The 23,911-nt window shown below is 70.5% G+C and carries 24 protein-coding genes; 9 read left to right on the top strand and 15 right to left on the bottom strand.

Going from position 1 to position 23,911, the window contains the following annotated elements; translation table 11 throughout:
* Nucleotides 1–18 precede the first annotated feature (18 nt).
* Nucleotides 19–1,188 carry an ROK family protein gene (locus JOM49_RS36615; RefSeq protein ID WP_209668705.1) on the top strand — a complete coding sequence of 390 codons (1,170 nt, stop codon included), beginning with the start codon at nucleotides 19–21 and terminating at the stop codon, nucleotides 1,186–1,188.
* An 81-nt stretch (nucleotides 1,189–1,269) separates the two neighbouring features.
* Here JOM49_RS36615 and JOM49_RS36610 read toward each other — a convergent pair whose 3' ends face one another.
* From JOM49_RS36610 to JOM49_RS36595, 4 genes are all read right to left on the bottom strand, one after another.
* Nucleotides 1,270–1,452, bottom strand: a complete 183-nt coding sequence (locus JOM49_RS36610; protein WP_209668704.1) for a DUF7455 domain-containing protein — start codon at nucleotides 1,450–1,452, stop codon at nucleotides 1,270–1,272.
* Nucleotides 1,453–2,029: 577 nt separating this feature from the next.
* Nucleotides 2,030–2,863 (bottom strand): amidohydrolase family protein, encoded by an 834-nt coding sequence (locus JOM49_RS36605; protein WP_209668703.1) that lies wholly within the window; start codon nucleotides 2,861–2,863, stop codon nucleotides 2,030–2,032.
* Nucleotides 2,864–2,879: 16 nt separating this feature from the next.
* Nucleotides 2,880–3,536: a response regulator gene (locus JOM49_RS36600; RefSeq protein WP_209668702.1), complete on the bottom strand. Its 657-nt coding sequence runs from the start codon at nucleotides 3,534–3,536 to the stop codon at nucleotides 2,880–2,882.
* On the bottom strand, nucleotides 3,533–4,723 hold the full coding sequence (locus tag JOM49_RS36595; RefSeq protein WP_209668701.1) for a sensor histidine kinase: 1,191 nt from the start codon (nucleotides 4,721–4,723) through the stop codon (nucleotides 3,533–3,535). The genes JOM49_RS36600 and JOM49_RS36595 overlap by 4 nt, the downstream gene beginning before the upstream one ends.
* A 102-nt stretch (nucleotides 4,724–4,825) precedes the next feature.
* Between JOM49_RS36595 and JOM49_RS36590 the strand changes: the two genes are divergently transcribed.
* Both JOM49_RS36590 and JOM49_RS36585 read left to right on the top strand, forming a co-directional pair.
* Nucleotides 4,826–5,413: a hypothetical protein gene (locus JOM49_RS36590; protein ID WP_209668700.1), complete on the top strand. Its 588-nt coding sequence runs from the start codon at nucleotides 4,826–4,828 to the stop codon at nucleotides 5,411–5,413.
* Nucleotides 5,410–5,613, top strand: a complete 204-nt coding sequence (locus JOM49_RS36585) for a hypothetical protein (RefSeq protein ID WP_209668699.1) — start codon at nucleotides 5,410–5,412, stop codon at nucleotides 5,611–5,613. Before JOM49_RS36590 ends, JOM49_RS36585 begins: the two co-directional genes overlap by 4 nt.
* Nucleotides 5,614–6,002: 389 nt before the next feature.
* Here the strand turns inward: JOM49_RS36585 and JOM49_RS36580 are convergent, their stop codons facing one another.
* The 7 genes from JOM49_RS36580 to JOM49_RS36550 all read right to left on the bottom strand — a co-directional run bounded on the left by JOM49_RS36580 (nucleotide 6,003) and on the right by JOM49_RS36550 (nucleotide 13,264).
* Nucleotides 6,003–7,247, bottom strand: coding sequence for a hypothetical protein (locus JOM49_RS36580; protein ID WP_209668698.1), 1,245 nt, complete (start codon nucleotides 7,245–7,247; stop codon nucleotides 6,003–6,005).
* Entirely contained in the window at nucleotides 7,244–8,050 is an 807-nt protein-coding gene (locus JOM49_RS36575; RefSeq protein ID WP_209668697.1) for a class I SAM-dependent methyltransferase, read from the bottom strand. Before JOM49_RS36575 ends, JOM49_RS36580 begins: the two co-directional genes overlap by 4 nt.
* A 30-nt stretch (nucleotides 8,051–8,080) precedes the next feature.
* Nucleotides 8,081–9,112, bottom strand: coding sequence for a PDR/VanB family oxidoreductase (locus tag JOM49_RS36570; RefSeq protein ID WP_209668696.1), 1,032 nt, complete (start codon nucleotides 9,110–9,112; stop codon nucleotides 8,081–8,083).
* Complete coding sequence (locus tag JOM49_RS36565) at nucleotides 9,109–9,972, bottom strand: metal-dependent hydrolase (RefSeq protein ID WP_209668695.1); 864 nt, start codon at nucleotides 9,970–9,972, stop codon at nucleotides 9,109–9,111. The genes JOM49_RS36570 and JOM49_RS36565 overlap by 4 nt, the downstream gene beginning before the upstream one ends.
* Nucleotides 9,969–11,441: a flavin-containing monooxygenase gene (locus tag JOM49_RS36560; protein ID WP_209668694.1), complete on the bottom strand. Its 1,473-nt coding sequence runs from the start codon at nucleotides 11,439–11,441 to the stop codon at nucleotides 9,969–9,971. Before JOM49_RS36560 ends, JOM49_RS36565 begins: the two co-directional genes overlap by 4 nt.
* A gap of 166 nt (nucleotides 11,442–11,607) precedes the next feature.
* Nucleotides 11,608–12,432 carry an NAD-dependent epimerase/dehydratase family protein gene (locus JOM49_RS36555; RefSeq protein ID WP_209668693.1) on the bottom strand — a complete coding sequence of 275 codons (825 nt, stop codon included), beginning with the start codon at nucleotides 12,430–12,432 and terminating at the stop codon, nucleotides 11,608–11,610.
* A 28-nt stretch (nucleotides 12,433–12,460) separates the two neighbouring features.
* Nucleotides 12,461–13,264 (bottom strand): IclR family transcriptional regulator, encoded by an 804-nt coding sequence (locus JOM49_RS36550; RefSeq protein ID WP_209668692.1) that lies wholly within the window; start codon nucleotides 13,262–13,264, stop codon nucleotides 12,461–12,463.
* Nucleotides 13,265–13,392: 128 nt separating this feature from the next.
* Here JOM49_RS36550 and JOM49_RS36545 point away from each other — a divergent pair, with 128 nt between their 5' ends.
* From JOM49_RS36545 to JOM49_RS36530, 4 genes are read left to right on the top strand one after another with little or no spacing between them, the layout of a single operon-like run.
* On the top strand, nucleotides 13,393–14,346 hold the full coding sequence (locus tag JOM49_RS36545; RefSeq protein ID WP_372444163.1) for a 5-dehydro-4-deoxyglucarate dehydratase: 954 nt from the start codon (nucleotides 13,393–13,395) through the stop codon (nucleotides 14,344–14,346).
* Nucleotides 14,343–15,479: a hypothetical protein gene (locus tag JOM49_RS36540; protein ID WP_209668691.1), complete on the top strand. Its 1,137-nt coding sequence runs from the start codon at nucleotides 14,343–14,345 to the stop codon at nucleotides 15,477–15,479. The genes JOM49_RS36545 and JOM49_RS36540 overlap by 4 nt, the downstream gene beginning before the upstream one ends.
* 16 nt (nucleotides 15,480–15,495) lie before the next feature.
* On the top strand, nucleotides 15,496–16,971 hold the full coding sequence (locus tag JOM49_RS36535) for an aldehyde dehydrogenase (NADP(+)) (RefSeq protein WP_209668690.1): 1,476 nt from the start codon (nucleotides 15,496–15,498) through the stop codon (nucleotides 16,969–16,971).
* Nucleotides 16,972–16,984: 13 nt separating this feature from the next.
* Complete coding sequence (locus JOM49_RS36530) at nucleotides 16,985–19,333, top strand: polysaccharide lyase 8 family protein (RefSeq protein WP_209668689.1); 2,349 nt, start codon at nucleotides 16,985–16,987, stop codon at nucleotides 19,331–19,333.
* On the opposite strand, the gene JOM49_RS36525 is transcribed toward JOM49_RS36530, so the two are convergent.
* Both JOM49_RS36525 and JOM49_RS36520 read right to left on the bottom strand, forming a co-directional pair.
* Entirely contained in the window at nucleotides 19,317–20,102 is a 786-nt protein-coding gene (locus JOM49_RS36525) for a class I SAM-dependent methyltransferase (RefSeq protein ID WP_308158998.1), read from the bottom strand. The two genes, JOM49_RS36530 and JOM49_RS36525, sit on opposite strands and share 17 nt — an antisense overlap.
* Before the next feature lie 52 nt (nucleotides 20,103–20,154).
* Nucleotides 20,155–20,898 carry an SDR family NAD(P)-dependent oxidoreductase gene (locus tag JOM49_RS36520; protein WP_209668688.1) on the bottom strand — a complete coding sequence of 248 codons (744 nt, stop codon included), beginning with the start codon at nucleotides 20,896–20,898 and terminating at the stop codon, nucleotides 20,155–20,157.
* 230 nt (nucleotides 20,899–21,128) lie between these two features.
* Between JOM49_RS36520 and JOM49_RS36515 the strand changes: the two genes are divergently transcribed.
* A complete protein-coding gene (locus tag JOM49_RS36515) occupies nucleotides 21,129–21,896 on the top strand; it encodes a hypothetical protein (protein ID WP_209668687.1) in 768 nt (255 codons plus the stop codon).
* On the opposite strand, the gene JOM49_RS36510 is transcribed toward JOM49_RS36515, so the two are convergent.
* Entirely contained in the window at nucleotides 21,883–22,653 is a 771-nt protein-coding gene (locus JOM49_RS36510) for a DUF899 domain-containing protein (protein WP_209668686.1), read from the bottom strand. The two genes, JOM49_RS36515 and JOM49_RS36510, sit on opposite strands and share 14 nt — an antisense overlap.
* 88 nt (nucleotides 22,654–22,741) lie before the next feature.
* Between JOM49_RS36510 and JOM49_RS36505 the strand changes: the two genes are divergently transcribed.
* Entirely contained in the window at nucleotides 22,742–23,239 is a 498-nt protein-coding gene (locus JOM49_RS36505) for a winged helix-turn-helix transcriptional regulator (protein ID WP_209668685.1), read from the top strand.
* Nucleotides 23,240–23,316: 77 nt separating this feature from the next.
* On the opposite strand, the gene JOM49_RS36500 is transcribed toward JOM49_RS36505, so the two are convergent.
* Nucleotides 23,317–23,868: a DUF305 domain-containing protein gene (locus tag JOM49_RS36500; RefSeq protein ID WP_209668684.1), complete on the bottom strand. Its 552-nt coding sequence runs from the start codon at nucleotides 23,866–23,868 to the stop codon at nucleotides 23,317–23,319.
* Nucleotides 23,869–23,911 lie beyond the last annotated feature (43 nt).

The raw sequence follows: 23,911 nt of genomic DNA, 5'->3' as shown, positions 1-23,911 counted from the left end.
CATGGGACGATAACCATCGTGACCAGCACGCCCGTTGCACGACCCGACGAGGTGCGCAGGCACAATCGCACGACCCTGCTGCGTTTGCTGCACGTGGGCGGCCCGGTCACCCGGGCCGCCCTGGCCACTGAACTGGGCCTCAACCGCAGCACCATCAAAACGCTGGTGGACAGCCTCGCCGAGGCGGGAGTGGTCGAAGAGCGGGTGCCGCGACCTGGCCGGGGTGCCGGGCGACCCTCACTGCTCGTGCTGCCGCAGCCGCAGGCCGCGGTGGTGCTCGCGGTGGACATCCAGGTCGAGCACGTGGCGCTCGCGCTGGTCGGCTTCGGCGGGCAGATCCTCGGCCGCAACAGCTGGAACCTGCGCGGCCGCTCGCGGGAACCGGACGAGGTGATCACGCACGTCATCGAGTCGGCGGGCATGCTCGCCGCCGACCTCGGCGTGCAGCCGATCGGCACCGGTGTCTCGGTGCCCGGCGTGGTCCGGCGCTCCGACGGGTACGTGCACCAGGCGCCGAACCTGCGCTGGACCGACGTGGCGCTCGGCGAGCGGCTCGGCTCGGTGCTGCGGATGCCGGTGGTCGTCGGCAACGACGCCGAGCTGGGCGCGGTCGCGGAGCACCTGCGCGGGGTCGCCAAGGGCTCGTCGGACGCGGTGTACGTGTCGGCGGACGTCGGAGTCGGCGGCGGCGTGATCGCCGACGGCTCCTCGCTGCGTGGCGCGGCCGGCTACATCGGTGAACTCGGGCACATGGTCATCCGGCCCGGCGGGCGTGACTGCTACTGCGGCAGCAGCGGCTGCTGGGAGACCGAGGTCGGCGAGGCGGCGCTTCGGCGGGCCCTGGACGTCTCCGAGGAGACCCCGCGCGGGGTGCTGCTGGTGGAGCTGCGGGAGCTGGAGAAGGACCCGGCCAAGGCGCTCGAGAAGCTCGGCGAGTTCGCCGAGTGGCTGACGCTGGGCCTGGTCAACGTGGTGAACCTGCTCGGCCCGCAGCTGGTGGTGCTGGGTGAGCTGTTCGGCATGCTGCCGGAAGAGGTCGTGCGCCAGGTCACCGCCGAGGTGCAGCGGCGCAGCATGGTCAGCCGCGCGGTCGGGGGCACCCGGATCGTGCCGTCGGCGCTGGGCGTGGACGTCAAACTGCTCGGCGCCGCCGAGGTCGCCTTCGAAGGCGTTCTGGACACGGTCTGAGAGATCGCGGCCGGAAATACAGGGGCGGGGATCCCGTGGGGGATCCCCGCCTGAGACGGATGGATGGCTCGCCGGGTTTTGTCAGCCCCGCTCGATGTTCGCTTCGAGCTCCTTGAGCTTGTCCTCGTGGGCCCTGGCGTGGTGGCCGCAGAAGAGCAACTCGCCGCCGTTGCGGAGCACGGCTCGAACCTGGGCCGCCGCGCCGCACCGGTCGCAACGGTCCGCAGCGGTCAGTTCGGGGCGGGTGAGCGTGGGTGAAGTCATGGGAGTCTCCCTCCGTCCCGGCATCGGCGGGGCCGATGCCATCGATCCAGCCGCGACCACTCCGGTACTTATCCGGCGACGGGGTGTCTCCGGCTCCTCGGTGTTCGCTGCTTCTACTCTTGCAGACGTTTCGGAAGCCGCAAGTGTTCCCGAGTCCGTGGGAGGTGTGTCACGCCGATTTACCCCGGATGTCGCAAGAGGCCCCCGGCGGTGGGAACAGCCGGTGATGGTGTATGGGATTTCCGCAGGTCAGGGCCCTATCGGGGGAGCCGCTCGGCGGCCGGTTCCAGTGGCTGAAACGGGGTCACGAATCGGTGTTCGTTCAGAGCTGAATTTCGAACCGTTATCCGGCGGAAGGCGGGGCGTGACGAAAACCGGGCGTTCCGGGCCCGCTCGAGGTTTACTCGGTTTCTCGTCGATTTCCCTGGTGGAGAACGAGAAAATGCGGTAAGCGACGAACCGGGACCCGGCCGGGCCCGAGATGGGCCTGCCGCTCACCGGAGGGCGGGCGTGGTCTTTGTCACGCTGTGTGCCCGCCGCCGGAAGCTCGGCAAAAAAAGAGAAGGATTGCGGGCTGTCACCGGAGCCGGACGCCGTAGCAGCGTTCGGCGTTGGACCGCCAGAACCCCTCCGCGTCGCCCAGGCCGGCCGCGGAGATCAGCTGCTCGGTGAACCGGACCACGTCGCCGTATTCGGCGCGCAGGCGGCAAACCGGCCAGTCGCTGCCGAACAGCACCCGGTCCTCGCCGAACCGGTCGAAGGCGAAGGCCGCGTACGGAACGAACCGGTCGACCGGCGCACCGGTGTCCACTTCGGTGAGCAGCCCGGAGAGCTTGCACCACGTGTTCGGCAGCTCGGCCAGCCTGCCCATCCACGCCCGCCAGCCGTCGTCCGCCTCCCAGTCGTACGACGGCTTGGACAGGTGGTCGAGCACGACGGTCAGCTCGGGCAGGTCGCTCAGCACGGCGTACAACGTCGGCAGGTGCCGGGTGAAGGTCAGCGCCTCGAACCGGACCCCGGCATCGGCCAGCGCGAGCAACCCGGGACGGACCTCGGGCCTGCCGATCCAGTCGTCGTCCGGCAGGTCCTGGAGCATCGGGCGCACGCCCACGAAGTACGGGTCGGCCGCCAGCTCGGCCAGCGCGTCCGGCTGCTCGAGCGGGAGCCAGCCGGTCACCCCGAGGACGAACTCGGTGCGCGCGGCCAGGTCGAGCAGGAACCGGGTCTCGGCGACGCTCGGCGCGGCCTGCACGACGATCGTCCCGGTCACGTCCGCGGCGGCCAGCTCGGGCGCCAGGCGGTCCGGCAGGTACTCCTCCGGCAGCGGGCCGTCGGGTGGCATCCACGGGTAGTCACCGCGGTCGATACCGGCCTGGCTCCAGAGGTGGTGGTGCGCGTCGAGGCGGGGCACCTGGCGAACCTAGTGCTCAGCGCTGCTGTCCGGCCAGGCCCGATTCCTGCGCCAGGATGGCCGCCTGCACCCGCGAGCGCAGGTCCAGCTTGGTCAGCACGCGCGACACGTGCGTCTTCACCGTGGTCTCGCCGATGAACAGCCTGCTCGCGATCTGCGCGTTCGACAGGCCCTCGCCGAGGCAGCCGAGCACCTCGCGCTCCCGGTCGGTCAGCTCGGCCAGCCCGGGTGGGGTGGCGGGTTTCGGGGGCGCGGCGGTGGCGAAGGCGCTGATCAGCTTGCGGGTGATCTGCGGCGCGAGCACGCCCTCCCCGGCGTGCACCAGGCGGACCGCCTCCACCAGCCGCGCCGCCTCGACCGACTTGAGCAGGAAGCCCGCCGCGCCCGCGCGCAGCGAGGCGTAGACGTACTCGTCGAGGTCGAAGGTGGTCAGCACGAGGACCTGGCCGAGCTGCTCGGCGACCAGCTCGCGGGTGGCGGCGATGCCGCCGACGCCGGGCATGCGGACGTCCATCAGCGTGACGTCCGGGCGCAGGGCCCTGGCCTGGCGGACCGCGGTGGCGCCGTCGGCCGCCTCACCGACCACCTCGATGCCCTCGGCGTGGTTCAGGATCATCACCAGCCCGGCGCGGATGGCGCCGTGGTCGTCGGCGACGAGGACGCGGATGCTCACGAGGACTGTCCTCCGATCGGCAGTGCGGCGAAGACCCGCCAGCCCGGTTCGGCCGGGCCCGCGGTGAAGGAGCCGCCGATGGCCTGCGCGCGCTCGCGCATGTTGAGCAGGCCGTGCCCGGTGTCCGAGCACCGCCCGGGGGTGGTCAGCTCGTTGGTGACTTCCACGGTGAGGATCTTGCCGTCGAGCCGCAGGCGCACCGCCGCCGAGGTGCCCGGCGCGTGCTTGACCGCGTTGGTCAGCGCCTCCTGGGTGATCCGGTAGGCGGTCAGGTCCACCGCGGCGGGCAGCGCGACCTCGGGCTCGATCTCGTTGGCCACGGTCACCGCCACGCCGCTCGCGCGCGCCGATTCGACCAGTTTGGACAGTTCGCCGAGGCGGGCGGGCGCGGTGGTCTCGTCCTCGCCGACCCCGGCCGAGCGCAGCAGGCCGATCATCGCGCGCATCTCCTCGAGCGCGTCGACGCTGTTCCCGCGCACCGATTTCAGGACCTTGCGCATGGTGTCCGGATCGGCGCCGTCCGCGATGGACAGAGCGGCCTCGGACTGGATCGCGATGGCGGACAGGTGCCCGGCGATCACGTCGTGCAGGTCGCGGGCCATCCTGGCGCGTTCACCGGCGACCGCGGCGTTGCGGTCCAGTTCGGCGATCCGGGCGAGTTGCCGGGCGTTGGCGCGTTCCCGGAGCGCGATCTCGCGGTGGGTGCGGATGTTGGACGCCCACCACACCGGCGTGATGATGAACGGCACCGCGGCCACCGCGGCGAGCACCGCGGTGCGCCAGTCCTCGGCGAGGATCAGCGCGATCACCACGGCGCCGGTCGTGGCCGTCGCGGCGAGCCCGATCATGGTTCGGCTCAGGCGCCGCGAGCCGTAGAGCGTGGCGGCGTAGAGGTGGTCGGAGAAGGCGATCAGGATCGGCGCGGACATGCCGAGCCAGATGTCGGCGCCGAACGGGACGGCCGCCAGCACCAGCGCCAGCGCGGGTTTGCGGCGGCGCAGCAGTTGCAGGGAGCACACGAGCGCCAGCAGCAGGAAGCGCGTCCAGATCAGGTGCGCGGGCTGGCCGAAGATCGGGTAGATGCCGGAGAAGTACAGCAGCGAGCCGCCGGCGAAGTAGAGCAGGGCGATGCCGACGTCCTGGGTGAACGGCGGCAGCCGACGGTATTCCAGTCGCACGCGGACCATCACAGCACACGCGCACGGGCGGCTCGTCCTCCGAAGTGATGACCACCCGGTCCTGCCGTTCACCGACGCGCGGGCGCGGGGCGGGCGCGCAGGCTGGGTGCCATGGACAAGGTGCTCGACTTCATCCGGGACAACCCGATGGCGGCGGTGGTCGCGGCGGGGGAGATCGGGTTCTGGGTGTTCATCGCCGCCGGGCTGGGAGCGCGGTACCTGCTGCGGTTGCGGCGGACCAGTGTGGTGCTGCTGGCGATGACGCCGCTGATCGACGTGGTGGTGCTGGTCGCCACGATGATCGATATGGCCGGGGGCGGGCAGGCGTCGTGGACGCACGGGCTGGCCGCGGTCTACCTGGGCTTCAGCGTGGTGTTCGGGCCCAGCATGATCCGCTGGGCCGACGTCCGGTTCGCCCACCGGTTCGCCGGGGGCCCGGCACCGGAGAAACGCGGGGGCGCCGAACGCTTGCGCCACGAATGGCGTGAATGGGGGAAGTGCCTGATCGCGTGCGCGATCGCCGCGGTGGTGCTGCTGGTACTGGCCCTGGTGGTCGGCACACCGTCGCAGACGACGGCGCTGTGGTCCGGTGGCAGCGCCTGGCTCCCGCGGCTGGGGTGGATCGCCGGTATCTGGCTGGTCACCGGACCGGTGTGGCAGCTGTTTGCTTCGGGAACTCGGGAAGGGGTACGACGATGATCGAGGTGCTCGGCATCATCCTGGTGGTGCAGGGAGTCGGGGGATTCATCAACCGGGTGGCGGAAAGCTCGTCGAAGAGCTGGTTCGTGCAGTTGCACTTGCTGCCGGATTGGTTGCATATTCCGGTTAGTGTGGTGATGGTTTTGGTGGGAGCGGGGGTGGTTTTGGGGGATATGGTGCGGAAGAGGAGGGCTCGGTAGGGGTGGGTTTTGGGTTCCATCCCGGTTTTTTAGTGTGACTACGGCGAGGCTCCCTTTGTCAAGGCGGGAATGATGCCTTGACAAAGGGAGCCTCGCCGTGTTTTTGGCTTTGGACCGGGATGGGGGAGGTGGGGATGGGAGCGTGGTCGGTTTCCGTTGCCGGGTGGCGGTTGGTGTTCTGGTGCTCGGGTTTGGGGGGTGGGGACTGGTGCTCGGGTTTGGTGGGAGGGTGGCGGTGGGTGGTGGGGAGAGGGGTGGGTGCCGTGAATGTGGCTTTCACGGCCGATTCCGCCGTGAAAGCCACATTCACGGCATGAGGAGGGGGGTGTGGTGTCACGAATGTGGCTTTCGGGGCGAAATCGGCCCCCAAAGCCACATTTGTGACATGGCTAGACGGTGAAGACTACTTGCAGGATGCCCAGGACGATGGTGACCACGGTGAGGATGACGGTGACGACCGTGAGGCGGGTGACCCGGGCGCTGACGGTGCTTTCGTAGGCGTACCGGGTTTCTTCGTCCATGGCTTCCGCTTGCCGGTCCAGTTGGCGCACGATCCGTTCGACGCCCATGTTCGTGATCAGCCGTCGTTCCAGGGAGTCGACCTCGGGTGGGAGTACGGAGTTCAGCATCTGCAGGATGTCGTCCAGTGAACCCCGCAGCAGGCGGTTCCGGTTCACCGCGCGCGATTCGTCCGTGGCTTCGGCGAGTTCTCGTTGGGCTTGGTGCAGCCACTGGTGTGCCAGCGCCATCCGGATCAGGACCCGTTCCAGCACCAGCAGGCCGCCGTGGTCCAGGCCGCCGATTTCCGAGTCCAGGTTGAAGTACGGTTCCACCTTGCCGAAGTACCGTTGCGCGAGTTCCGCTTGGTGCGCCGAGTATTCGTCGTCCTTGTTGTTCAGGCAGACGATCCCGGCGGAGACCGGGTACATGGCGACGAAAGTCCGTGTGCCCCAGGCCTCGCCGAGTGACTGACGGGCGACTTCGTGGGGGACGAAGCGCCAGCCTTCGTCGCCGTGGGCCAGGCCGTAGAAGGGGCGCGGGTCGGCGGCGACCGTGGCGTCGGGTGGGCGGCCGTCGTAGCCGCGGAGTTCGATGCACCAGCCGTTGCGGTCCAGGGGTTCGACCACCTCGCAGCCGTCGGTCAGTTCCGCGTAGGCCTGTGCGACGGCCGCCCGCAGCGACGCGTACCGCACATCTCGGTACCAGCCGTGGACGGCGGCGGGTGCCTCGCCGAGTTCGGCCGGGCGGCGGTTCAGGCTGTGCAGGACCGCGATCGAACGGTCCACATCGGACGTTTCCAGTACGCCGTCGCGGCCCGAGATCGTGGCAGTGATGAGCAAGGTGGTCGCGTGGTAGGCGGGGTGCCAGGTGGCGGTGAGTCCACAGGGGACCTTCGCGTCACCTTCGCCGATGGCCAGTGGTGCGGTGAAGCGGTAGCGGACCGGTTGTTCGGTGTGCGTGGTGAGGAAGCCTTCCGCGACCGACCAGTCCGTGCCGGGCTTGCCGGTGAGTGGTTCGAGCAGCTCGCGGTCCGGTCGGAAGACGACTTCGGCTTCACGCGTGGACATCGGGACCGGCCAGGCGAACGAAAGCAGCAGCTTGTTGCGCGTCGCCCCGGCCGGCCATTCGGTCATGCTCTCGCCGTCCGCCGGAACAGGCTCACCATGTCGCGGCCCGCTTCCCGGACCAGCAGCGGTGATTCGTTGACGAGCTCGTCGCGATCGCCGTGCGCGTCCAACCCGGCCAGGTCGTCGAGCACGTGGTAGGTCCACTCCCAGTCCAGCGTCCAGCCCGCCTCAGCCGCCTCCGCGTGCAGCTCCGCCGGGTCGAGCAGGCGGACGGGCAGCGTGTCCGGAATCCCGGGGCCGCTGACCACCTCGTCGAAGCGGGCGCGGTCGATCGGCTCGGAGCGGATTTCCCCGTTTTCGAGCACATCGAGTGTGTAAGCACCGCGGCCGAAAGGTGAACGGCTGTAGCACAACACGAGCGCCGCGCCCGGTGCCGCGAGCCTTGCGAGGTCACGCAGGATCGTGCCGACCACGCCGGTCGGCACGTGCTGGATCACGTGGCTGGACAACAGCAGGTCGTACGGGCCGCCGCCGATGCTCGAGCTGTCGGCGTCGGAGAAGGTGATCTCGGTGCCGGGTTCCAGCGCGTCACGCTGTTCGCGCGCGGCGGCGAGGCGGCTGGGATCGGGGTCGGCTGCGGTGATCGTCGCCGCCCGGCGGCTGAGCCACGGCAGCAACCGCCCGAACCCGCAGCCCGCGTCCAGCGCGCGGACACGTTCGCGCGGGCCGGTGCCGAGCCGCTCGGTCAGGCGCTCCAGCGCCAGGCGTTCGCTGGCCACCCAGTAGCCGGAGTACGGCTCATGGCGCTCGATGAACGAAGCCGTGACCCGGTCGCCGGCGTCGGGGTACCGGTAGCTGTCGGTGAACACCGCAGCACTATAGCCCGGTGCCGGCGTGAGTCAGAGGTCCAGTGCGATGGTGCCGGTGCCGCGGCCGACGCAGATCAGCATGTCGGGGTCCGGGCCGTTCAGCACGCGTACCCGGCAGGTGCCGCAGAAGCCTTGGCGGCAGGAGTAGGCGACGTCCGGGCGGACCGCGCGGATCGCCTCCAGAGCGGATCGGTCGGCGGGGACGTCCACGGTGGTGCCGGTGCGGCGCAGTTCGATCCGGAACGGCTTGCCGTCCACGATCGGTGGTTCGGCGAAGCGTTCGAAGTGGACGGTGCGTGCGCGGCTCGCGGGCAGGTCCGTGCGTACCGAGGTGATCATCGGGATGGGACCGCAGCAGTAGACGTGAGCGCCCGCCGGGGTCTGTTCGAGCAGTTCGGCGCCTGAGGCGGGAATGCCGTACTCGGTGTCCGGGCGGATCCACACCCGTGATACGTCCAATGTGGACAATTCATCGAGGAACGGCATCGAGGCGCGGTCACGGCCGGTGTAGACGAGCCGCCAGTCCACGCCTGCCTTCGCGGCGGCGCGCACCATCGGCAGGATCGGCGTGATCCCGATACCGCCCGCGATGAACTGGTAGGAATCGCCGCTGACGAAGGGAAACGCGTTGCGCGGGCCGCGTGCGGTGAGTCGCGTGCCGCTGTCGATCGCCTCGTGGATTTCGCGGGAACCGCCGTTCCCGTTCTCGATGCGCCGCACGGCGATGCGGTACGAATGCGGGTCCTCGGGGAAGCCGCACAGCGAATACTGCCGGACACGACCGGACGGCAGGACCAGGTCGAGGTGCGCGCCCGGCCGCCACGACGGCAGGGGAGCACCGTCGATCCGGCACAGCCGCAGGCTTTTCACCCCATCGGCTACCACCTTCACCTCGTCCACCACCATCGGCAGGTCGCGGTCGACGGTGGCGACCGGCGGCCGACGCCGTCCGCTCAGGCCGCTGAGCCGCGTGTACACCACCGCGACCCCGCTCAGCGTGGACAGCAGCCGGTCCGCGCGGGCCCGGCCGTGCAGGTGCGGCGGGAACCTCGGCTGGGTCACTCGGCCGCCAGCGCCGCCGGGGAACCGGCGAGGTAAGCCACTGCCTGCTCGGTGTTCCCCGTCTCGGACGGGTGGTACGAACGCCGGAAGTACGGCCGGACTTCGCGCATCAGTCCGCGTCCACTCGGCACGAGCCCACGCCGGGCCGCGCTGCGGAACGCGCGCCAGGTCGCCTTCTCCGACAGCGTGGGGTCGGCGGCCATCAGGAACCGGGTCCCGCGCACCCACAGCCACGCCAGCACCGGCGTGACCAGCGCCATCGTCCGCGCCCGCCGCAGGTACCGGCCGTCGAGGTGCTGGTAGAGGTCGTAGGCGACGGCCCGGTGTTCGACCTCTTCGGCACCGTGCCAGCGCAGCAGGTCCAGCATGGTCGGGTCGGCGCCGGCGTGGTCCAGCGGCACGGAGTCGAGGATCCACTGGCCGAGGAACGCGGTGTAGTGCTCGATCGCGGCGACCATCGCGACCCGCTCCACGATCCATTCCTCGTGCGCCTTGCCCGACAGTTCGCGATCGCCGAGCAGGCGGCGGAACACCCACTCCATCTGGCGGGTGTACGGCCGCGGGTCGAGCCCGTGTGCCTCGAAGTGGTCGAGCACCCCGCTGTGCGCCTCGGCGTGCATGGCTTCCTGGCCGATGAAGCCGAGCACGTCCTGGCGCAGCCGCTCGTCGCGGATCATCGGCACGGCCTGCTTGAACAGCTCGACGAACCAGCGCTCGCCCTCGGGCAGCAGCAGGTGCAGCACGTTGATCGTGTGCGTGGCCTGCGGTTCCGCCGGGATCCAGTGCATCGGCAGCGTGGACCAGTCGAACCGGACGTCGCGGGCACGCAGGACCAGTTGCTCGTCCTGCCGGTCGGTCATCGCCGGGTGCCCGTCAGCTCGTAGTGGCTCGGGTCGACGTGCCGGGTGCGCTGCCAGTAGCGCCAGGTGAAGCCGGGCCAGATGGTCCGGTTCACCCCCTTCGCGTCGAGGTACCAGCTCTTGCAGCCGCCCTGCGTCCACACGCCCTTGACCAGCTTGTCCTGGATCTCGGCCTGGAAGCGGTCCTGCGCCTGTTCGCGGACGGTGAGCGCGGTGGCCCGGTGGCGGTCGGTCAGCTTGATCGCGTCCACCACGTACCGCGCCTGGGACTCGATCATGAACACCACCGAGTTGTGCCCCAGCGCGGTGTTCGGGCCGAGCAGGAAGAACAGGTTCGGGAACCCGGCGACGGTGATGCCGAAGTGCGTGCGCACGCCCTCGGTGGCCCATTCCTTGGCCAGGTCGCGCCCGTCCACGCCGGTGATGTGCAAGTACTCCAGCGCGTCGGTGACGTGGAAGCCGGTGCCGTAGATGATCGCGTCGACCTCGTGCTCGACGCCCGCTGTGTCCACGATGGAGTGCTCGCGGACCTCGCGGATGCCGTCGGTGACCACGTCGACGTGGTCACGGGCGAGCGCCGGGTAGTAGTCGTTGGAGATGAGCACGCGCTTGCAGCCCATCGTGTAGTCCGGGGTGAGCTTGCGGCGGAGTTCGCGGTCGGGGACCTGCTTGGCGAGGTGCCGCCTGGCCACGGCTTCACCCGCCTTCATGATCCTGGGGTGACCGTTGAACCCGATCGCGCGGGCTTCGAGCAGCCAGTACAGCGCGGTGCGGTAGGCGCGCTGGACGCCCGGCACGCGGCGGAACAGCTTCTTCGACCATTCGGGCATGGCGTGGTCGGGCTTGGGCATGATCCACGGCGGGGTGCGCTGGAACAGGTCGAGCCGGGCGACCTCGCGGGCGATGCGCGGCACGAACTGGATCGCGGACGCGCCGGTGCCGACCACCGCGACGCGCTTGCCGGTGAGGTCGTAGTCGTGGTCCCACTGCGCGGAGTGCCAGGTGCGGCCCTGGAAGCGCTCGATGCCGGGCAGCTCCGGGACGCGCGGGATGTGCAGGCCGCCGACACCGGCGACAAGGAACTGGGCGCCGAAGTCTCCGCTGTCTTTGGTCTCGACCGTCCACAAACCACTGGACTGGTCCCAGTGTGCGCCGGTGATCTCCACGCCGAAGCGGATCTTGTCACGCAGGCGGTACTTGTCGGCGACGCGCTTGAGGTACTCGAAGATCTCCGGCTGGCGCGAGAACGAACGGGTCCAGTCGGGGTTCTGCTCGTAGGAGAAGGAGTACATGTGCGACTGCACGTCGCAGGCGCAGCCGGGGTAGGAGTTGTCGCGCCAGGTGCCGCCGACCTCGCCGGCCTTCTCCAGGATCACGTAGTCGCGGATGCCCGCCTTCTCCAGCTGGATCGCCTGACCCAGCCCGGAGAACCCGGTGCCGACGATGACCACCTTGAACCGCGCACCCATGGGCCCTCCACACCGTTGCGGATCTGCGAAGTAGCTGTAACCAGAAGTAACAGCTACTTCGCAGTAGGATGCGGGACGGCTCAGTACCTGTCAACCCACCAGGGCGGGCGGACACGAATGTGGCTTTGGGGGCCGAATACGCCCCCAAAGCCACATTCGGGGCACGTCAGAGGGGGTTGAACTCGCCGAGGGGGGCGGTGCAGAAGGGGCCGCCGATGTGATCGGCGGCGATGCCAGTGGGACCCGGCTTGCCGGCCAGTTGTTCCGCGTACGACTCGGCGTCGTCCTGCGGGTGGTAGCCGAGTTCGGCGGCTTCGGCCAGCGAGAACAGCCGTCGTTTGTTGTCCGAGACGCCCCAGATCAGCCGGTACCCTGGCGAAGGCGCGGTGAGGCAGGCCTCGAACAAGCGCGCGCCGTCGTCGGGGGAGAGCCAGGTGGTCAGGCCGCGCGGCCCCAGCACGACGGGGGTCTCGAAGCACGAACCGATCCGCACGCAGATGACGTCCATGCCGAATCGCGACGCGTACAGGCTGCCCAGCGCCTCCATCGCGGCCTTGCCCACGCCGTAGTACGTGTCCGGCCGCGCGCTCGAGTCGGCGGGCAGCCCATCGGGGCCTGCCTCGTCGTTGCGGCGGAAGCCGACCGAGTGGTTGCTCGACGCCAGGATCACCCGCTTGATGCCCGCGGCCTGCGCGGCCGCCAGCGCGATCTGGGTGCCGTTGATGTTGACGTCGAGGATCTCTTCCCAGGAGTTCTCGCGGCTGTGCCCGCCGAGGTGGATCAGCGCGTCGGCGCCTTCGCAGGCCTTCGCCATCGCCTCGGGATCGGTCACCGAACCGGTGAGCACCTCGACCGCTTCTCCCGGCTCCGCCGGAGCGGGCGGGCGCAGGTCGAGCAACCGCAGGATCCGGCCCGGTTTGGCCAGCCGCGGTCGCATCAGGGTGCCCACCACCCCGGACGCACCCGTGATCAGGACGCGCTCGTCTGCCATGACGCCTCTTTCTTTCCAACCAGGGACTTCAGCGGATACCGGCGCGTCGCAGGGTCTGCCCGAGTTCGGTGGTGATCTCGGCGATCAGCTCGCCCGCCCGCCGCGCCTCGGCCTCGGTGACCTGGTCGACCGGCATCGAGCAGCTGAGCGCGTCGGTGCCGGGAATGCGGTAGGGCACCACCGAGGCCACGCAGCGGATGCCCGGCGTGCCCTCCTCGATCTCGGAGGCGTAGCCGCGTTCCCTGGTCTCGGTGAACTGGCGGTGCAGTTCGTCGAGCGAGGTCACCGTGTTCGGCGTGAGCGCGGTGAGCGGGTTCGGCAGCAGCGCGTCGATCTCGTCGTGGGTGAGTTCGGCGAGCAGCACCTTGCCCAGCGCGGTCGCGTGCGCGGGCAGCGTGCGCCCGACCCGCGAGACCAGGTGGATGGACTTCGCGGACTCCCGCGTCTCCAGGTACACCACCTCGGTGCCGTTGCGCCGCGCGTAGTGCGCGGTGAACCCGGTGCGCTCCCGCACCTGCTCCAGCGCCTCGGTGGCGAACGGCACCACCGGGTCCCGGTCGAGGTAGGCGGTGCCGCAGATCAGCGCGCGCACCCCCAGCCGGTACCGCGTGCCGCTGGAATCGGTCTCCAGCCAGCCTGCCTCGTGCAGGGTCCGCAGCAGCCCGTGCAGGCTGGACCGCGGGAACCCGGTACGGGTGTGCAGGTCCGACAACGACATCCAGACGTCGTTCGCGGCGAAGGTCTCCAGCAGGTCGATGGCACGGCGCGCGGATTTCACGCCCGCCGGCTCCGCACCGTTCTCACCGGCTGAAACAACCGTCGGCTGAGCCATCGACCCCTCCTCCACCTGCGGGTTGACTTGTCCCTGCACCCATATTAACGTCCTGCGACAGTGTTCTTGTAGGTGAACGTGCGTCACACTAGCAGACTCGATTCATAAATGTGAACAGAAGGGTTCCGATGGGACAGCTGGAACAGCCCAAGACCGAATTGGACGGCCTGCTCGCGTTCCCGCTCACCCCGTTCACCGAAGACCTTCAAGTAGACCTCGGTGCCTTCGCGGACCACGTGGAGCGGCACCTCGAGGCGGGCGCGGGCGCGCTCTTCATCGCCTGCGGCACGGGGGAGTTCAGTTCGCTGGCGCCCGAGGAGGTGCAGGCGCTGCTGAACCGCGCGCGCGAGGTCGTGGCCGGCCGGGTGCCGATCTGGGTGGGTGCCGGTGGCGGGGCGGCGACGGCGCGGGCCGGGGTCGCGGCGGCCGGGGCCGGGGGCGCGGACGGGGTGCTCCTGCTGCCGCCGTACCTGGTGGCCGGGCCGCCCGACGGGCTCGTCGACCACGTCCGCCACGCCATCGGCGACAGCGGGGTGCCGGTGATCGTCTACCACCGCTCGCCCGGCGTGTTCACCGCGGGCGCGGCGGTCAAGCTGCTCGGCCTGCCGTCGGTGGTCGGGCTCAAGGACGGGTTCGGCGACGTCGACCTGATGACCCGGATCGTCACCGGCATCCGCGGTGCCGACGACCCGCGTGGCCGGGAGTTCCTGTTCTTCAACGGGTTGCCCACCGCCGAGGTCTCCGCGCGGGCCTACGCGGCTATCGGCGTGGCGCGCTACTCCTCCGCGGTGCACTGCTTCGCGCCGGAGATCGCGCACGCCTTCCACCGCGCACTGTCCACTGGGGACGGTGCGACGATGGACGCGCTGCTGGCCGGGTTCTACCTGCCGCTGGTCGCGTTGCGCGACGAGACGCCCGGCTTCGCGGTCTCGCTGGTCAAGGCCGCCGCCCGGCTGCGCGGCGAGAAGGTCGGCTCGGTGCGGCCGCCGCTGCGTGAGCCCAGCCCGGACCAGCTCGAACGACTGGAACGCATCGTCGCCGAAGGCTTCGCGGTGCTCGGCCGGATCGGGGACGGCCGATGAGGGTGACGGGGTACGCCTACCCGTGGGACGTGCTGGACGCGCCCGGTTTCACCGAGCGCGCGGCCGAACTCGAGGTGGACGAGGTCGCCGTCGCGGTCTCGTACCACAGCGCGCGAGCGGCGACACCGTGGTCGGCCACGACCTCCTCCGTGATCGCCCGGCACGCGGCTTTCTACCGTCCCGTCAAGGAATCCGCCTGGGGCCGCCTGCGTCCGGCCGCGCCGGACTGGACCACCGCCGAGGACAGCGCCGGTGACGCGGTCCGCGCACTGGGGGACGCCGGGATCCCGGCGGCGGCGTGGCTGGTGTTCACGCACAACTCGCTGCTGGGGACCGAACACCCCGAGGTCGCCGTGCGCAACTGCTTCGGCGAGGTGTACCCGTGGGCGTTGTGCCCGGCTCGCGAAGAGGTCCGGGAGTACGCCGCCAAGGTGGCCGCGGAAAGCGTGCGCGACCTGGACTTCCGCTCGGTGGTCCTGGAGGCCTGCGGGCCGCTGGGCGCGGTGCACCAGCACCAGCACGAGAAGACCGACGGCGTGTGGTCGCCCGCGGCGGCCCGGGTGCTGTCGATCTGCTGCTGTGACGCCTGCGCCGCTCAGTGGGACGCCGACGCCGACGAGATCCGGGCCGCGCTCGCCGCCGAAGCCCGCCGGTTGATCACCAGCGGGGACCTCGGTGCGGTCGACGACGAACTGGCCCCCGAACTCAAGGCCACCGTGCTCGCCGGGCGGCAGCGCTCCACCGACGCGCTGCGGGCCGGTGTCCTTGCCGAGCTCGGCTCCGGTCCTAGACTGGTGTTGCACGGGGCGCTGGACCCCTGGGTGACGGGAGCGTTGCCCGGACTGACCCCGAGCGCGCCCGGGGACGTGCACTCCGTGGTGCTCCAGTGCTGGGCACCGGGGCAGGCCAGCGTGGCCGCGGTGGCCGCCGCCCGTGCCGCGCTGCCGTCCACTGTGGACGTCGGCGCGTACATCACCGCGGTGGCGGCGAACCCGGTGCCGGAGATCGATCGCTACACCGCCGAACTGGCCGGGGCCGGCGCGGCCGAACTGCACCTGTACCACCTCGGCCTGGCCGGCGCCGGTCGCTGGGCCGACCTGCGGGCCGCCGTGCGCGGCGGCCGCACCGTTTGACGAGGAGCTCGCTGTTTTGTCTGCCGAACTTGCCCACGAGACCGAAGCCGCCGAACTGGACCGGGTGCTCGCCGCCGCCGCGCAGGCCGCGCCCGCGCTGGCCGGGAGCACGCCGGCCGAGCGCGCGGGCTGGCTCACCGCCGCCGCCGACGCGCTGGACGCGGCAGCCGACGAACTCGTCGTGCTCGCCGCCGAGGAGACCAACCTGCCCGAGTCGCCGCGCCTGCGCGGTGAGCTGAAGCGCACCACCTTCCAGCTGCGGCTGTTCGGCCAGGTGCTGACCGACGGCGCGTTCCTGCGCGCCACCGTGGACCACGCCGACCCGGACTGGCCGATGGGCCCGCGCCCGGACATCCGCCGGGTGCTGACGCCGATCGGGCCGGTGCTGGTGTTCGCCGCCAGCAACTTCCCGTTCGCCTTCAGCACCGCGGGCGGCGACACCGCCTCCGCGCTGGCCGCCGGCTGCCCGGTGGTGCTCAAGGCACACCCCGGCCACCCGCGCCTGTCCGACCTGACCGGCCGGATCCTGCTCACCGCGCTGCGCGAAGCCGGTGCGCCGGAAGGCGTCTTCGCGGTGGTCCACGGTCGTGAGACCGGGGTGACCGCGCTGAAGGACGCGCGCATCTCGGCTGCTTCGTTCACCGGCTCGGTGCCCGGCGGGCGGGCGCTGTTCGACATCGCCAACGCGCGCCCGGTGCCCATCCCGTTCTACGGCGAGTTGGGCAGCGTCAACCCGGTGGTGGTCACGCCGGGCGCGGTGAGGGCACGCGGCGAGGAGATCGCGAAGGGCTACGCCGCTTCGTTCACCCTGGGCGCCGGTCAGTTCTGCACGAAGCCCGGCCTGGTGTTCCTGCCGGACGAGCACGGGCTCGACACCGCGTTGAAGTCCGCGCTGGACGGCGCCGCCACGCAGCAGATGCTCAACGACCGCATCGCCGGCGGGTACAGCGAAGGGGTGGCCGCGCTGCGGTCCGCCGAGGGCGTCGAGGTGGTCTCCGAATCGGAGGCCGCCGGTGCCGGGTTCACCCCGACCCTGCTCAAGACCACCGCCGAGAACTTCGCCAAGGGCGCGGAGGTGCTGCGGCACGAGTGCTTCGGCCCGGCTTCGCTGGTGATCACCTACTCCAGCCAGGAGGAGCTGATCGGGCTGCTCGACGGGCTCGAGCCGGGGCTGACCGCCACCCTGCACGCCGAAGAGTCCGAAGTGGACGACGTGCGCCCGCTGCTGGCCCCGCTCGCCAGGATCGCCGGGCGGGTGCTGTTCAACGACTGGCCGACCGGGGTCACGGTCACCTGGGCGCAACAGCACGGCGGCCCGTACCCGGCCACCACCGCGCCGACCACCACCTCGGTGGGCACGGCGGCGATCGACCGCTTCCTGCGCCCGGTGGCCTGGCAGGGCTTCCCCGACGCGCTGCTGCCGCCCGCCCTGCGCGAGGACAACCCGTGGCGGCTGCCGCGGCGGACGGACGGTTCACCGCAGATCCTCTGACTGGGAGACACGCATGCCCGAACTCACCCGCAGATCAGCGTTGCTCGGCGGGGCGGCGGCGGTGGCCGCGTCCACCACCCTGCCCGGGGTGCTCGCCCCGGGCACGGCGGTGGCGCAGGCGCCGCAAGATGATCCGGCGAAGATCATCGCCGCCTACCGGTACCTGCAGGTGGGCGCCGGGCGCACCTCGCCCGAGCGGACGCGGGCGGTCCAGGCGCTCGACGAGGTCGCGGTGGCCTACCACGCGGCGATGGACACCGGCGGCGACCAGCTGTGGCCGGATCTGCCGGTGGGTCCGGGCAGCACCTACTTCCAGAAGATGTACTACCGGCTGCGCACGATCGCGGTGGACTGGGCGACCCCCGGCTCGGCGCTGTCGGGGAAGCTCGGGCTGCCGCAACGGATCCACACCGCGCTGGAGACGCTGTACCGGGTGCAGTACAACGAGCACACCGACGAGCTCGGGAACTGGTACAGCTACGAGATCGGCACCCCGTTGTGGCTGGTGCAAACGCTTGCGTCCACTATGGACATCATCCCGGCGGCTGATCGTGAGCGGTACCTGCGGCCGGTGCTGCGGTTCATCGCCGACCCGAACCGGCGCACGAACAACCCGAACGTGGTGGAGACCGGCGCGAACCGGGCCGACAAGGCCACGCTGACCGTGGTCTCCGGCGCGATGATGGCGGACCCCGCCCGCATCCGGTTGGGCGTGGAGGCGGTGACCGACGTCGCCGGCGGTGGCGCGGCCAGCCTGATCGCGAAGGTGACCGCGGGCGACGGCTTCCACACCGACGGGTCGTTCCTGCAGCACGAGGTGGTCCCGTACCCCGGGCACTACGCGCTGGTGCTGGTGCAGGCGGTGGCCGGGCTGATGGAGGTCACCCGCGGCACGGCGTGGGAGCTGCCGGAGGACGTCCGCCGCGCGATGTGCGCGACCGTGCCGGATTCGCTGGCGCCCTTCATGTTCGACGGCGCGATGATGGAGCCGGTGCGCGGCCGGTTCCTGTCCCGGCAGGGGGAGACCGGGCACGACGCCGGGCACCAGCTCACCTCGGCCACCGCGTTGCTGGCGCGCAACGCGCCCGAGCCGGAACGCGCGCAGCTGACCGGCCTGGTCGCGGCGTGGATCCAGCGCGGCAAGTGGGCGCCGTACCTGGAAGTGACCGACGTCGGGCGATTCTCGGGCGGGCTGCAGCCGGTCGGTGTGCCGGAGGTCGAATACGCTCAGGAACTGCTGGCCGCGAACCCGGTACCGGCGCCGGTCGTGCCGCAGCACCGCGTTTTCGGGCAGCAGGACCGGATGCTGCACGTGACACCCGCGTGGTCGGCTTCGCTCGGTGTCAGTTCGACGCGGATCTGCCGCTACGAGGCGATCAACTCGATGAACCTGCGTGGCTGGTACACCGGCGACGGCGTGTTGTACGTGTTCCAGCCCGGCGCCGAGGGGCACTACAGCGACGCGTACTGGCCGACGGTCGACGCGACCCTGCTGCCGGGCACCACGGCGAAGGACTCGGCACCGCCGAAGCTGGAACAGATCCCCTTGTCCAGCAAGCCGTTCTCCGGTGGCGTGCGGTTCGACGCCCAGCACGGGGCCTACGGGGTCGATTTCGTCTCGCAGGACGGCACGCTCACCGCGAAGAAGTCGTGGTTCTTCACGCCCGAGGGGGTGGTGTGCCTGGGCGCGGGCATCACCGACGCTTCGGGGGCGAAGGTGCGGACCACGGTGGAAAACCGCGGCCTGGGCACGAATCCGCGCAACGCGCTGCGGGCGGACGGCCGTCTGCTGCCGGTCGAACTCGGTAAATCGACATCGCTGCGCAAACCACGCTGGGTGCACCTGGACGGTGTCGGGGGCTACGTGCTCCTGTCCGATGTGGACGTTTCGGTCCTGCGTGAGGACCGGACCGGGGCCTGGGCCGACGTCGACAAGGGCGCGAACACCGGTGGTACCACCACGCCGTACACGCGGCGGTACCAGAAGGTGGTGATCGAACACGGCGCCAACCCGTCCGGCGCGAGCTACGGGTACGTGGTGCTGCCCGGTGCTTCCGCGGCGGCGACGGCGGCTTCGGCGTTGTCGTGGCGGGTGCGGTCGAACACCGCCGAGGTGCAGGCCATCCGGTTGTGGGAGGGCACGCTGCTGGCGAACTTCTTCACCGGCGGCACGATCGACGACCTGACCGTTTCGGGGCCCGCGTCGATCGCCGTGGAACGGGTGCGCGACGGCTGGCAGGTCGCGGTCGCGGACCCGACGCACCTGCAGCAGTCGATCCGCGTGACGATCCTGCGCAAGTCGGTGGACGTGGACGTTTCCGGCGCGCAGGGCGCGACCAGAACGGTCAAGATCGGCCGTTGACCCGGCGGGCTTCGATCAGGTACCGCCGCGAATGGGACACGAACGAGCCTTCCACCACGATCTTCCGGTGCAGCTCGGCCAGTCGCGGCCGGTACTTGGCCACGGTGAAGTCCGGCACCGTCCAGACCACCTTGCGCAGGAAGTAGACCACCGCGCCGACGTCGTGGAACACCACGCGCAGCCGCTCGTGACGCACATCGAGCACTTCGAGCCCGGCCGCGCGCGCCTTGTCCGCCGCCCGGTCGGCCGCGGCGTCGTCCGAGCGGTCGTCGCCGCGTTGCGGGCCGAGGAAGAACTCGTACAGCTCGCGGTTCGTGCCGCTGCCCACGCCTTGGGTGAGGAAGGTGCCGCCGGGCCGGAGCACCCGCGCGATCTCAGGCCACGGTTCCACGATCAGGTGCCTGCCGGTGACCAGGTCGAAACTGCGATCGCGGAACGGGAGCAGCCCGTCCTCGGCGGCGAGCACCACCGTGCCGCCGAGGCGGCGCAGGCACTGGGCGGCGATCGCGGCGTTGGGCGGCCAGCCCTCGGTGGCGACCAGGCGAGTGCCGTCTCCGGCCGCCTCCGCGAGCACCTCACCACCGCCGGTTTGCAGGTCCAGCGCGATTTCGGCGGCGGAAAGGCGATCGGCGAGCAGGCGCGAATACCCCCAGGACGGCCGTTCCTCGGTCGCGCGCCCGTCGAACCACGAGAAGTCCCAGCCCTCGACGGGCTCGGCTTCTCCTTCGGCGAGCAGGCGCTCGAACTCGTCCAGATCCACGGCCGCCACGGCTTCCGACGCTAGGTGAGCGCCGCCCGGGCCGTCCAGCGGATTCGCCCGGTCAGAGCTTCCAGCGCTCGCCAGGGGGCGGCTCCGGCACCAGGCCGTTGTCGAACGCGGCGGCGATGTCCGCCACCTCCCACCGCGGGCTGGTCAGCACGGGTTCCTTCACCGCGTGCTGCCGCACGATGTGCAGCTTGTCCCCGCGCAGGCGGATCAGCTGCCCGGTGAGGCCGGCGGACAGGTCGCTGAGCAGGTAGGTGACCAGTGGCGCGGCCAGCGCGGGGGTGAGGTCGCGGCTCATCCTGGCCCGCTCTACCTCGTCCGCCTCGACCATCCGGGTCCACGCCAGCGGGCTGATCGCGTTCACCCGGATCCCGCGCTCGGCGAGGTCCGCCGCCCACGAACAGGTCAGCGACGCGACCGCGCCCTTGGACGCCGAATACGCGGCACCGCCGGGCTTTCCCAGCAGCGAGCCGGAAGCCACGTTCACCAGCACGCCGCTGCCGCGTTCGCGCATCACCCGCATCGCGGCCAGGCCGGTGTACACCACGCCCAGCACGTTGACCTCGACGAGTTCGCGGATGCGGGCGGGATCGTCGTCCCACGGCGGCACCTGGTAGTTCAGCCCGGCGTTGCCGACCAGGCCGTCGATCGTGCCGAACGCGCGCACGCACCGGCCGACCATCGCGGCGGCCTGCCCGCCGTTCCCGGTGATCAGCGCGGCGGCGTGCAACGCGTACGCGCGCCCGAGGCCGCGCCCGGCGCCGGTGATCACCACGGCCTTGCCTTCGAGAACTCCCATGGCGCCCAGTTCGGGCCATGTCCGCAACTTGCCAACCCGGGACCGCTCCCGGAGGACGTGGCTAGGTTTTCCCTTGAGCGGAAGGGGCGGGGATGCCGAAGCTGGTGTGGGCGGCGCTGGGACTGGTGCTGGTGGCGAGTGGCTGCGCAGGGGAGGAGGCACCGCCGCCGGCTGCCGCGCCGCCCACACCGTCTCCTGTGTCGGCACAGCCAACACAACCTTCGCCCGAGTTGATCACCTGGATGGGCGAGCTGTGCGAGGCGACTTCCTCGCTCGTGGACGAACAGGCCGAGTTCGAGGGTCTCGACGTGGACGCTTCACGGCCGGACACCTTCGCGGAGGTGAGCCTGTCCCAGTTCCTCAGCGGGGCCGACCGGTCGGTGGCGCAACTGGCTGGCCAGTTCACCCGACTGCCGCCCTCGGGGGTGCCCGCCGCCGACGAACTGGCCAAGAGCCTCGGGGCCGGGCTCGAACGCATCGTGCCGGAAGTCCAGGCACTGGCCGGAGACTTCGGCAGCAACTTCGGCCAGGAGTTCGGACCGCTCCACGACCGGGCGCGCAAGCTCGACGAACTGGTCGATTCGGTGAAACCGGCCGGGCCCGATCTGCCGACGTTGCTGGCCGCCGAGCCGCGACTGGCCGCCGCGCACGACCTCTCGCCGAACTGCCGGCCGGACGCGGAGTCGAGCACCCCGGCGCCGGACGGTCCGCTGCCGCCCGCCGCCGACGGCACCGACTTCGGCGCGTGCGCGGACGGCACGTGTCAGATCCTGGTCACCGGGGAGTCGAAGGTGAAGGTGGGCGACCTCCGGTTCACCATCTCGGTGACCGACAAAGCGGTGACGCTCAAGGATTCCCGCTCCGGCGGCGGGTCGAGCGAGATGCGCACCGGCGCGGGCGGCGAGGCGAGCTGGGGCAGGGCCGGGGGTCAACAGCTCAGGATGACCGTCAGCGGGCTCAACGCCGAGGGCGCGGTGCTGGACTTCAAGACGCAGTAGTCGCGTACTCGTCCGGGAAACGCACGGCGGGTCCGTTGGCTTCGAGCCCGAGCGGGAGGGCGCGGCCCTTCGGTTCCTCCCAGTCCTCCTGGCGGCCGAGCGCGGTGAGGTCGAGGTAATGGTTGCCGCCGACGAACAGGTCGAGGCCGCGGGCGTAGGTCGAGTAGGTGTGGAAGACCTCGTCACCGACGCGGAGGAAGGTGCTGATCCCCGGCCAGTCGCCGCGGTCGTCCGCCGTCCACGGGGTGCCCGCTTCGGCGAGTTCGGCCTCGGTCCGGTAGTTGAGCAGCACCGGGGCGACGCGTTCGTCGACGGTGGCGTGGAAGTCGTGGTTGAAGGTGCTGCCCTCGGCGGAGTACCAGGGGAAGGTCCAGCCCATGCGCTCGCGGAACGCGGCGATCCGCGGGTACGTGCCCCGGGAGATGGCGACCAGCGTGGTGTCGCGGGCGTGCAGCTGGGAAAGCTTGGTGATGCCGTCGGCGATGCCCGAGCAGCTCGGGCACGTCGTGCCGGCGTCGTCGAGCCACATCAGGTGGTGGACGATCAGCTGGGACCGGCCCTCGAACAGCTCCGCGAAGCCGACTTCGCCGTCCGGGCCGATGAAGGTGTACGGCTGGTCCACGCGCACCATCGGCAGGCGCCGCCGGTCCGCGTTCAGCTGGTCGCGGGCGCGGGTGAGCGCCTTTTCCTTGGTCAGCAGCTCCTTGCGGGCGGTCAGCCACTGTTCCCGTGACACCACCTCGGGCTGGTTTCGCATTTCTGACGCCTCCTCGACTGCTCTCTTTTTGCAACTAGTTCGACGGTAGGGCAGACTGGTGCGGAAACGCAAGCGGTAGGGAGAGTGGATGCGCAAGGACGTCCGATCGGGGTGCCCGGTCAACCTGTCGCTGGAGCTGTTCGGGGACCGCTGGACGCTGCTGGTGCTGCGGGACGTGACCTTCACCGGCGCACGGCACTTCCGCGAACTGCTCGCCGGGCCGGAACGGATCTCGTCGAACATCCTCGCCGACCGGCTCGCGACGCTGGTGGAGCACGGCCTGCTCAGCCGCAGCGGCGATCCGGCGCACAAGCAGAAGGTGACCTATTCGCTGACCGAACCGGCGATCCAGCTGGTGCCGGTGTTCGCGCAACTCGGGTCGTGGGGCCTGCGGCACCTGCCGGTGGGACAGGAGTACGCCGCGCGGATGCGGGTCCTCGAAGAGGGCGGTCCGGCGAGTTGGGCGGAGTTCATGGACGACCTGCGCGAAACCCATCTGGGCCCGGCCGCCCGGCTGGCTCCGCGACAGCCTGGACCCTCGATGAGGGAACGAATGGACGCCGCCTACGCCGCCGCCGTGCACTGACCGGTTCAGGGACACAAATGTGGCTTTGGGGGCGGATTCGGCCCCCAAAGCCACATTCGTGACACTGCTCCGGGGTGTCAGGGGGACGCTTGGGTGATTTCGGCGATTTTTGCTTCCTGGCCTTCGACGATCTCCTGCGCCAGTGCCTTCGTTTCCTGGTGGGCGCCGGTGAGCTGGACGTTCTTCGCCATCGCGACGCCTTCGCGCAGGTGTTTGGCCAGCGTGGTCAGCCACATCTGGTCGAAGTCCGCGCCTTTCGCGTTCTCCAGCGCCGCGATGTCCTGCAGGGTCAGCATTCCCGGCATGGTGTGGCCGGCGTGCGCCCCGCCCGCCGGGACTTCGACGTTCCAGCTCCGCAGCCACCCGGCCATCTGCTCGATTTCGGCGGTTTCGGTGGCCGCGATCTCCTTGGCGGTCTCCTTGACCAGTGGCATCGTCCCGCGCTGCTCGGCGAGCGCGGCGATTTCCAGCGTTTGCTGGTGGTGCGGGATCATCTGCTGCGAAAAACGGATGTCCGACTCGTTCCCGGCGCCCGTGGCCGGGGGGTTCTCCTCACCGGACGCCGAGCACCCGGCGAGGAGAACGGCGGCGAACAGACTGGCGAGCAAGGCAAACGACTTGGTGCGCATCGATCCTCCTGGTGCGGCTGCGTCAGGGGATACGGTCCGCACA

Origin of the sequence: Amycolatopsis magusensis, from assembly GCF_017875555.1 — a bacterium.
GTDB classification, from domain to species: Bacteria; Actinomycetota; Actinomycetes; order Mycobacteriales; family Pseudonocardiaceae; genus Amycolatopsis; species Amycolatopsis magusensis.
This window is presented reverse-complemented; position numbering and strand designations above follow the sequence as displayed.

What these genes read in the sequence shown, in the direction of transcription:
- JOM49_RS36610 (WP_209668704.1), bottom strand. Translation starts at nt 1,452, where the DNA reads ATGACTTCACCCACGCTCACCCGCCCCGAACTGACCGCTGCGGACCGT.
- JOM49_RS36595 (WP_209668701.1), bottom strand. Translation starts at nt 4,723, where the DNA reads ATGGTCCGCGTGCGACTGGAATACCGTCGGCTGCCGCCGTTCACCCAG.
- JOM49_RS36590 (WP_209668700.1), top strand. Translation starts at nt 4,826, where the DNA reads ATGGACAAGGTGCTCGACTTCATCCGGGACAACCCGATGGCGGCGGTG.
- JOM49_RS36585 (WP_209668699.1), top strand. Translation starts at nt 5,410, where the DNA reads ATGATCGAGGTGCTCGGCATCATCCTGGTGGTGCAGGGAGTCGGGGGA.
- JOM49_RS36580 (WP_209668698.1), bottom strand. Translation starts at nt 7,247, where the DNA reads ATGACCGAATGGCCGGCCGGGGCGACGCGCAACAAGCTGCTGCTTTCG.
- JOM49_RS36565 (WP_209668695.1), bottom strand. Translation starts at nt 9,972, where the DNA reads ATGACCGACCGGCAGGACGAGCAACTGGTCCTGCGTGCCCGCGACGTC.
- JOM49_RS36560 (WP_209668694.1), bottom strand. Translation starts at nt 11,441, where the DNA reads ATGGGTGCGCGGTTCAAGGTGGTCATCGTCGGCACCGGGTTCTCCGGG.
- JOM49_RS36555 (WP_209668693.1), bottom strand. Translation starts at nt 12,432, where the DNA reads ATGGCAGACGAGCGCGTCCTGATCACGGGTGCGTCCGGGGTGGTGGGC.
- JOM49_RS36550 (WP_209668692.1), bottom strand. Translation starts at nt 13,264, where the DNA reads ATGGCTCAGCCGACGGTTGTTTCAGCCGGTGAGAACGGTGCGGAGCCG.
- JOM49_RS36545 (WP_372444163.1), top strand. Translation starts at nt 13,393, where the DNA reads ATGGGACAGCTGGAACAGCCCAAGACCGAATTGGACGGCCTGCTCGCG.
- JOM49_RS36540 (WP_209668691.1), top strand. Translation starts at nt 14,343, where the DNA reads ATGAGGGTGACGGGGTACGCCTACCCGTGGGACGTGCTGGACGCGCCC.
- JOM49_RS36530 (WP_209668689.1), top strand. Translation starts at nt 16,985, where the DNA reads ATGCCCGAACTCACCCGCAGATCAGCGTTGCTCGGCGGGGCGGCGGCG.
- JOM49_RS36520 (WP_209668688.1), bottom strand. Translation starts at nt 20,898, where the DNA reads ATGGGAGTTCTCGAAGGCAAGGCCGTGGTGATCACCGGCGCCGGGCGC.
- JOM49_RS36510 (WP_209668686.1), bottom strand. Translation starts at nt 22,653, where the DNA reads ATGCGAAACCAGCCCGAGGTGGTGTCACGGGAACAGTGGCTGACCGCC.
- JOM49_RS36505 (WP_209668685.1), top strand. Translation starts at nt 22,742, where the DNA reads ATGCGCAAGGACGTCCGATCGGGGTGCCCGGTCAACCTGTCGCTGGAG.
- JOM49_RS36500 (WP_209668684.1), bottom strand. Translation starts at nt 23,868, where the DNA reads ATGCGCACCAAGTCGTTTGCCTTGCTCGCCAGTCTGTTCGCCGCCGTT.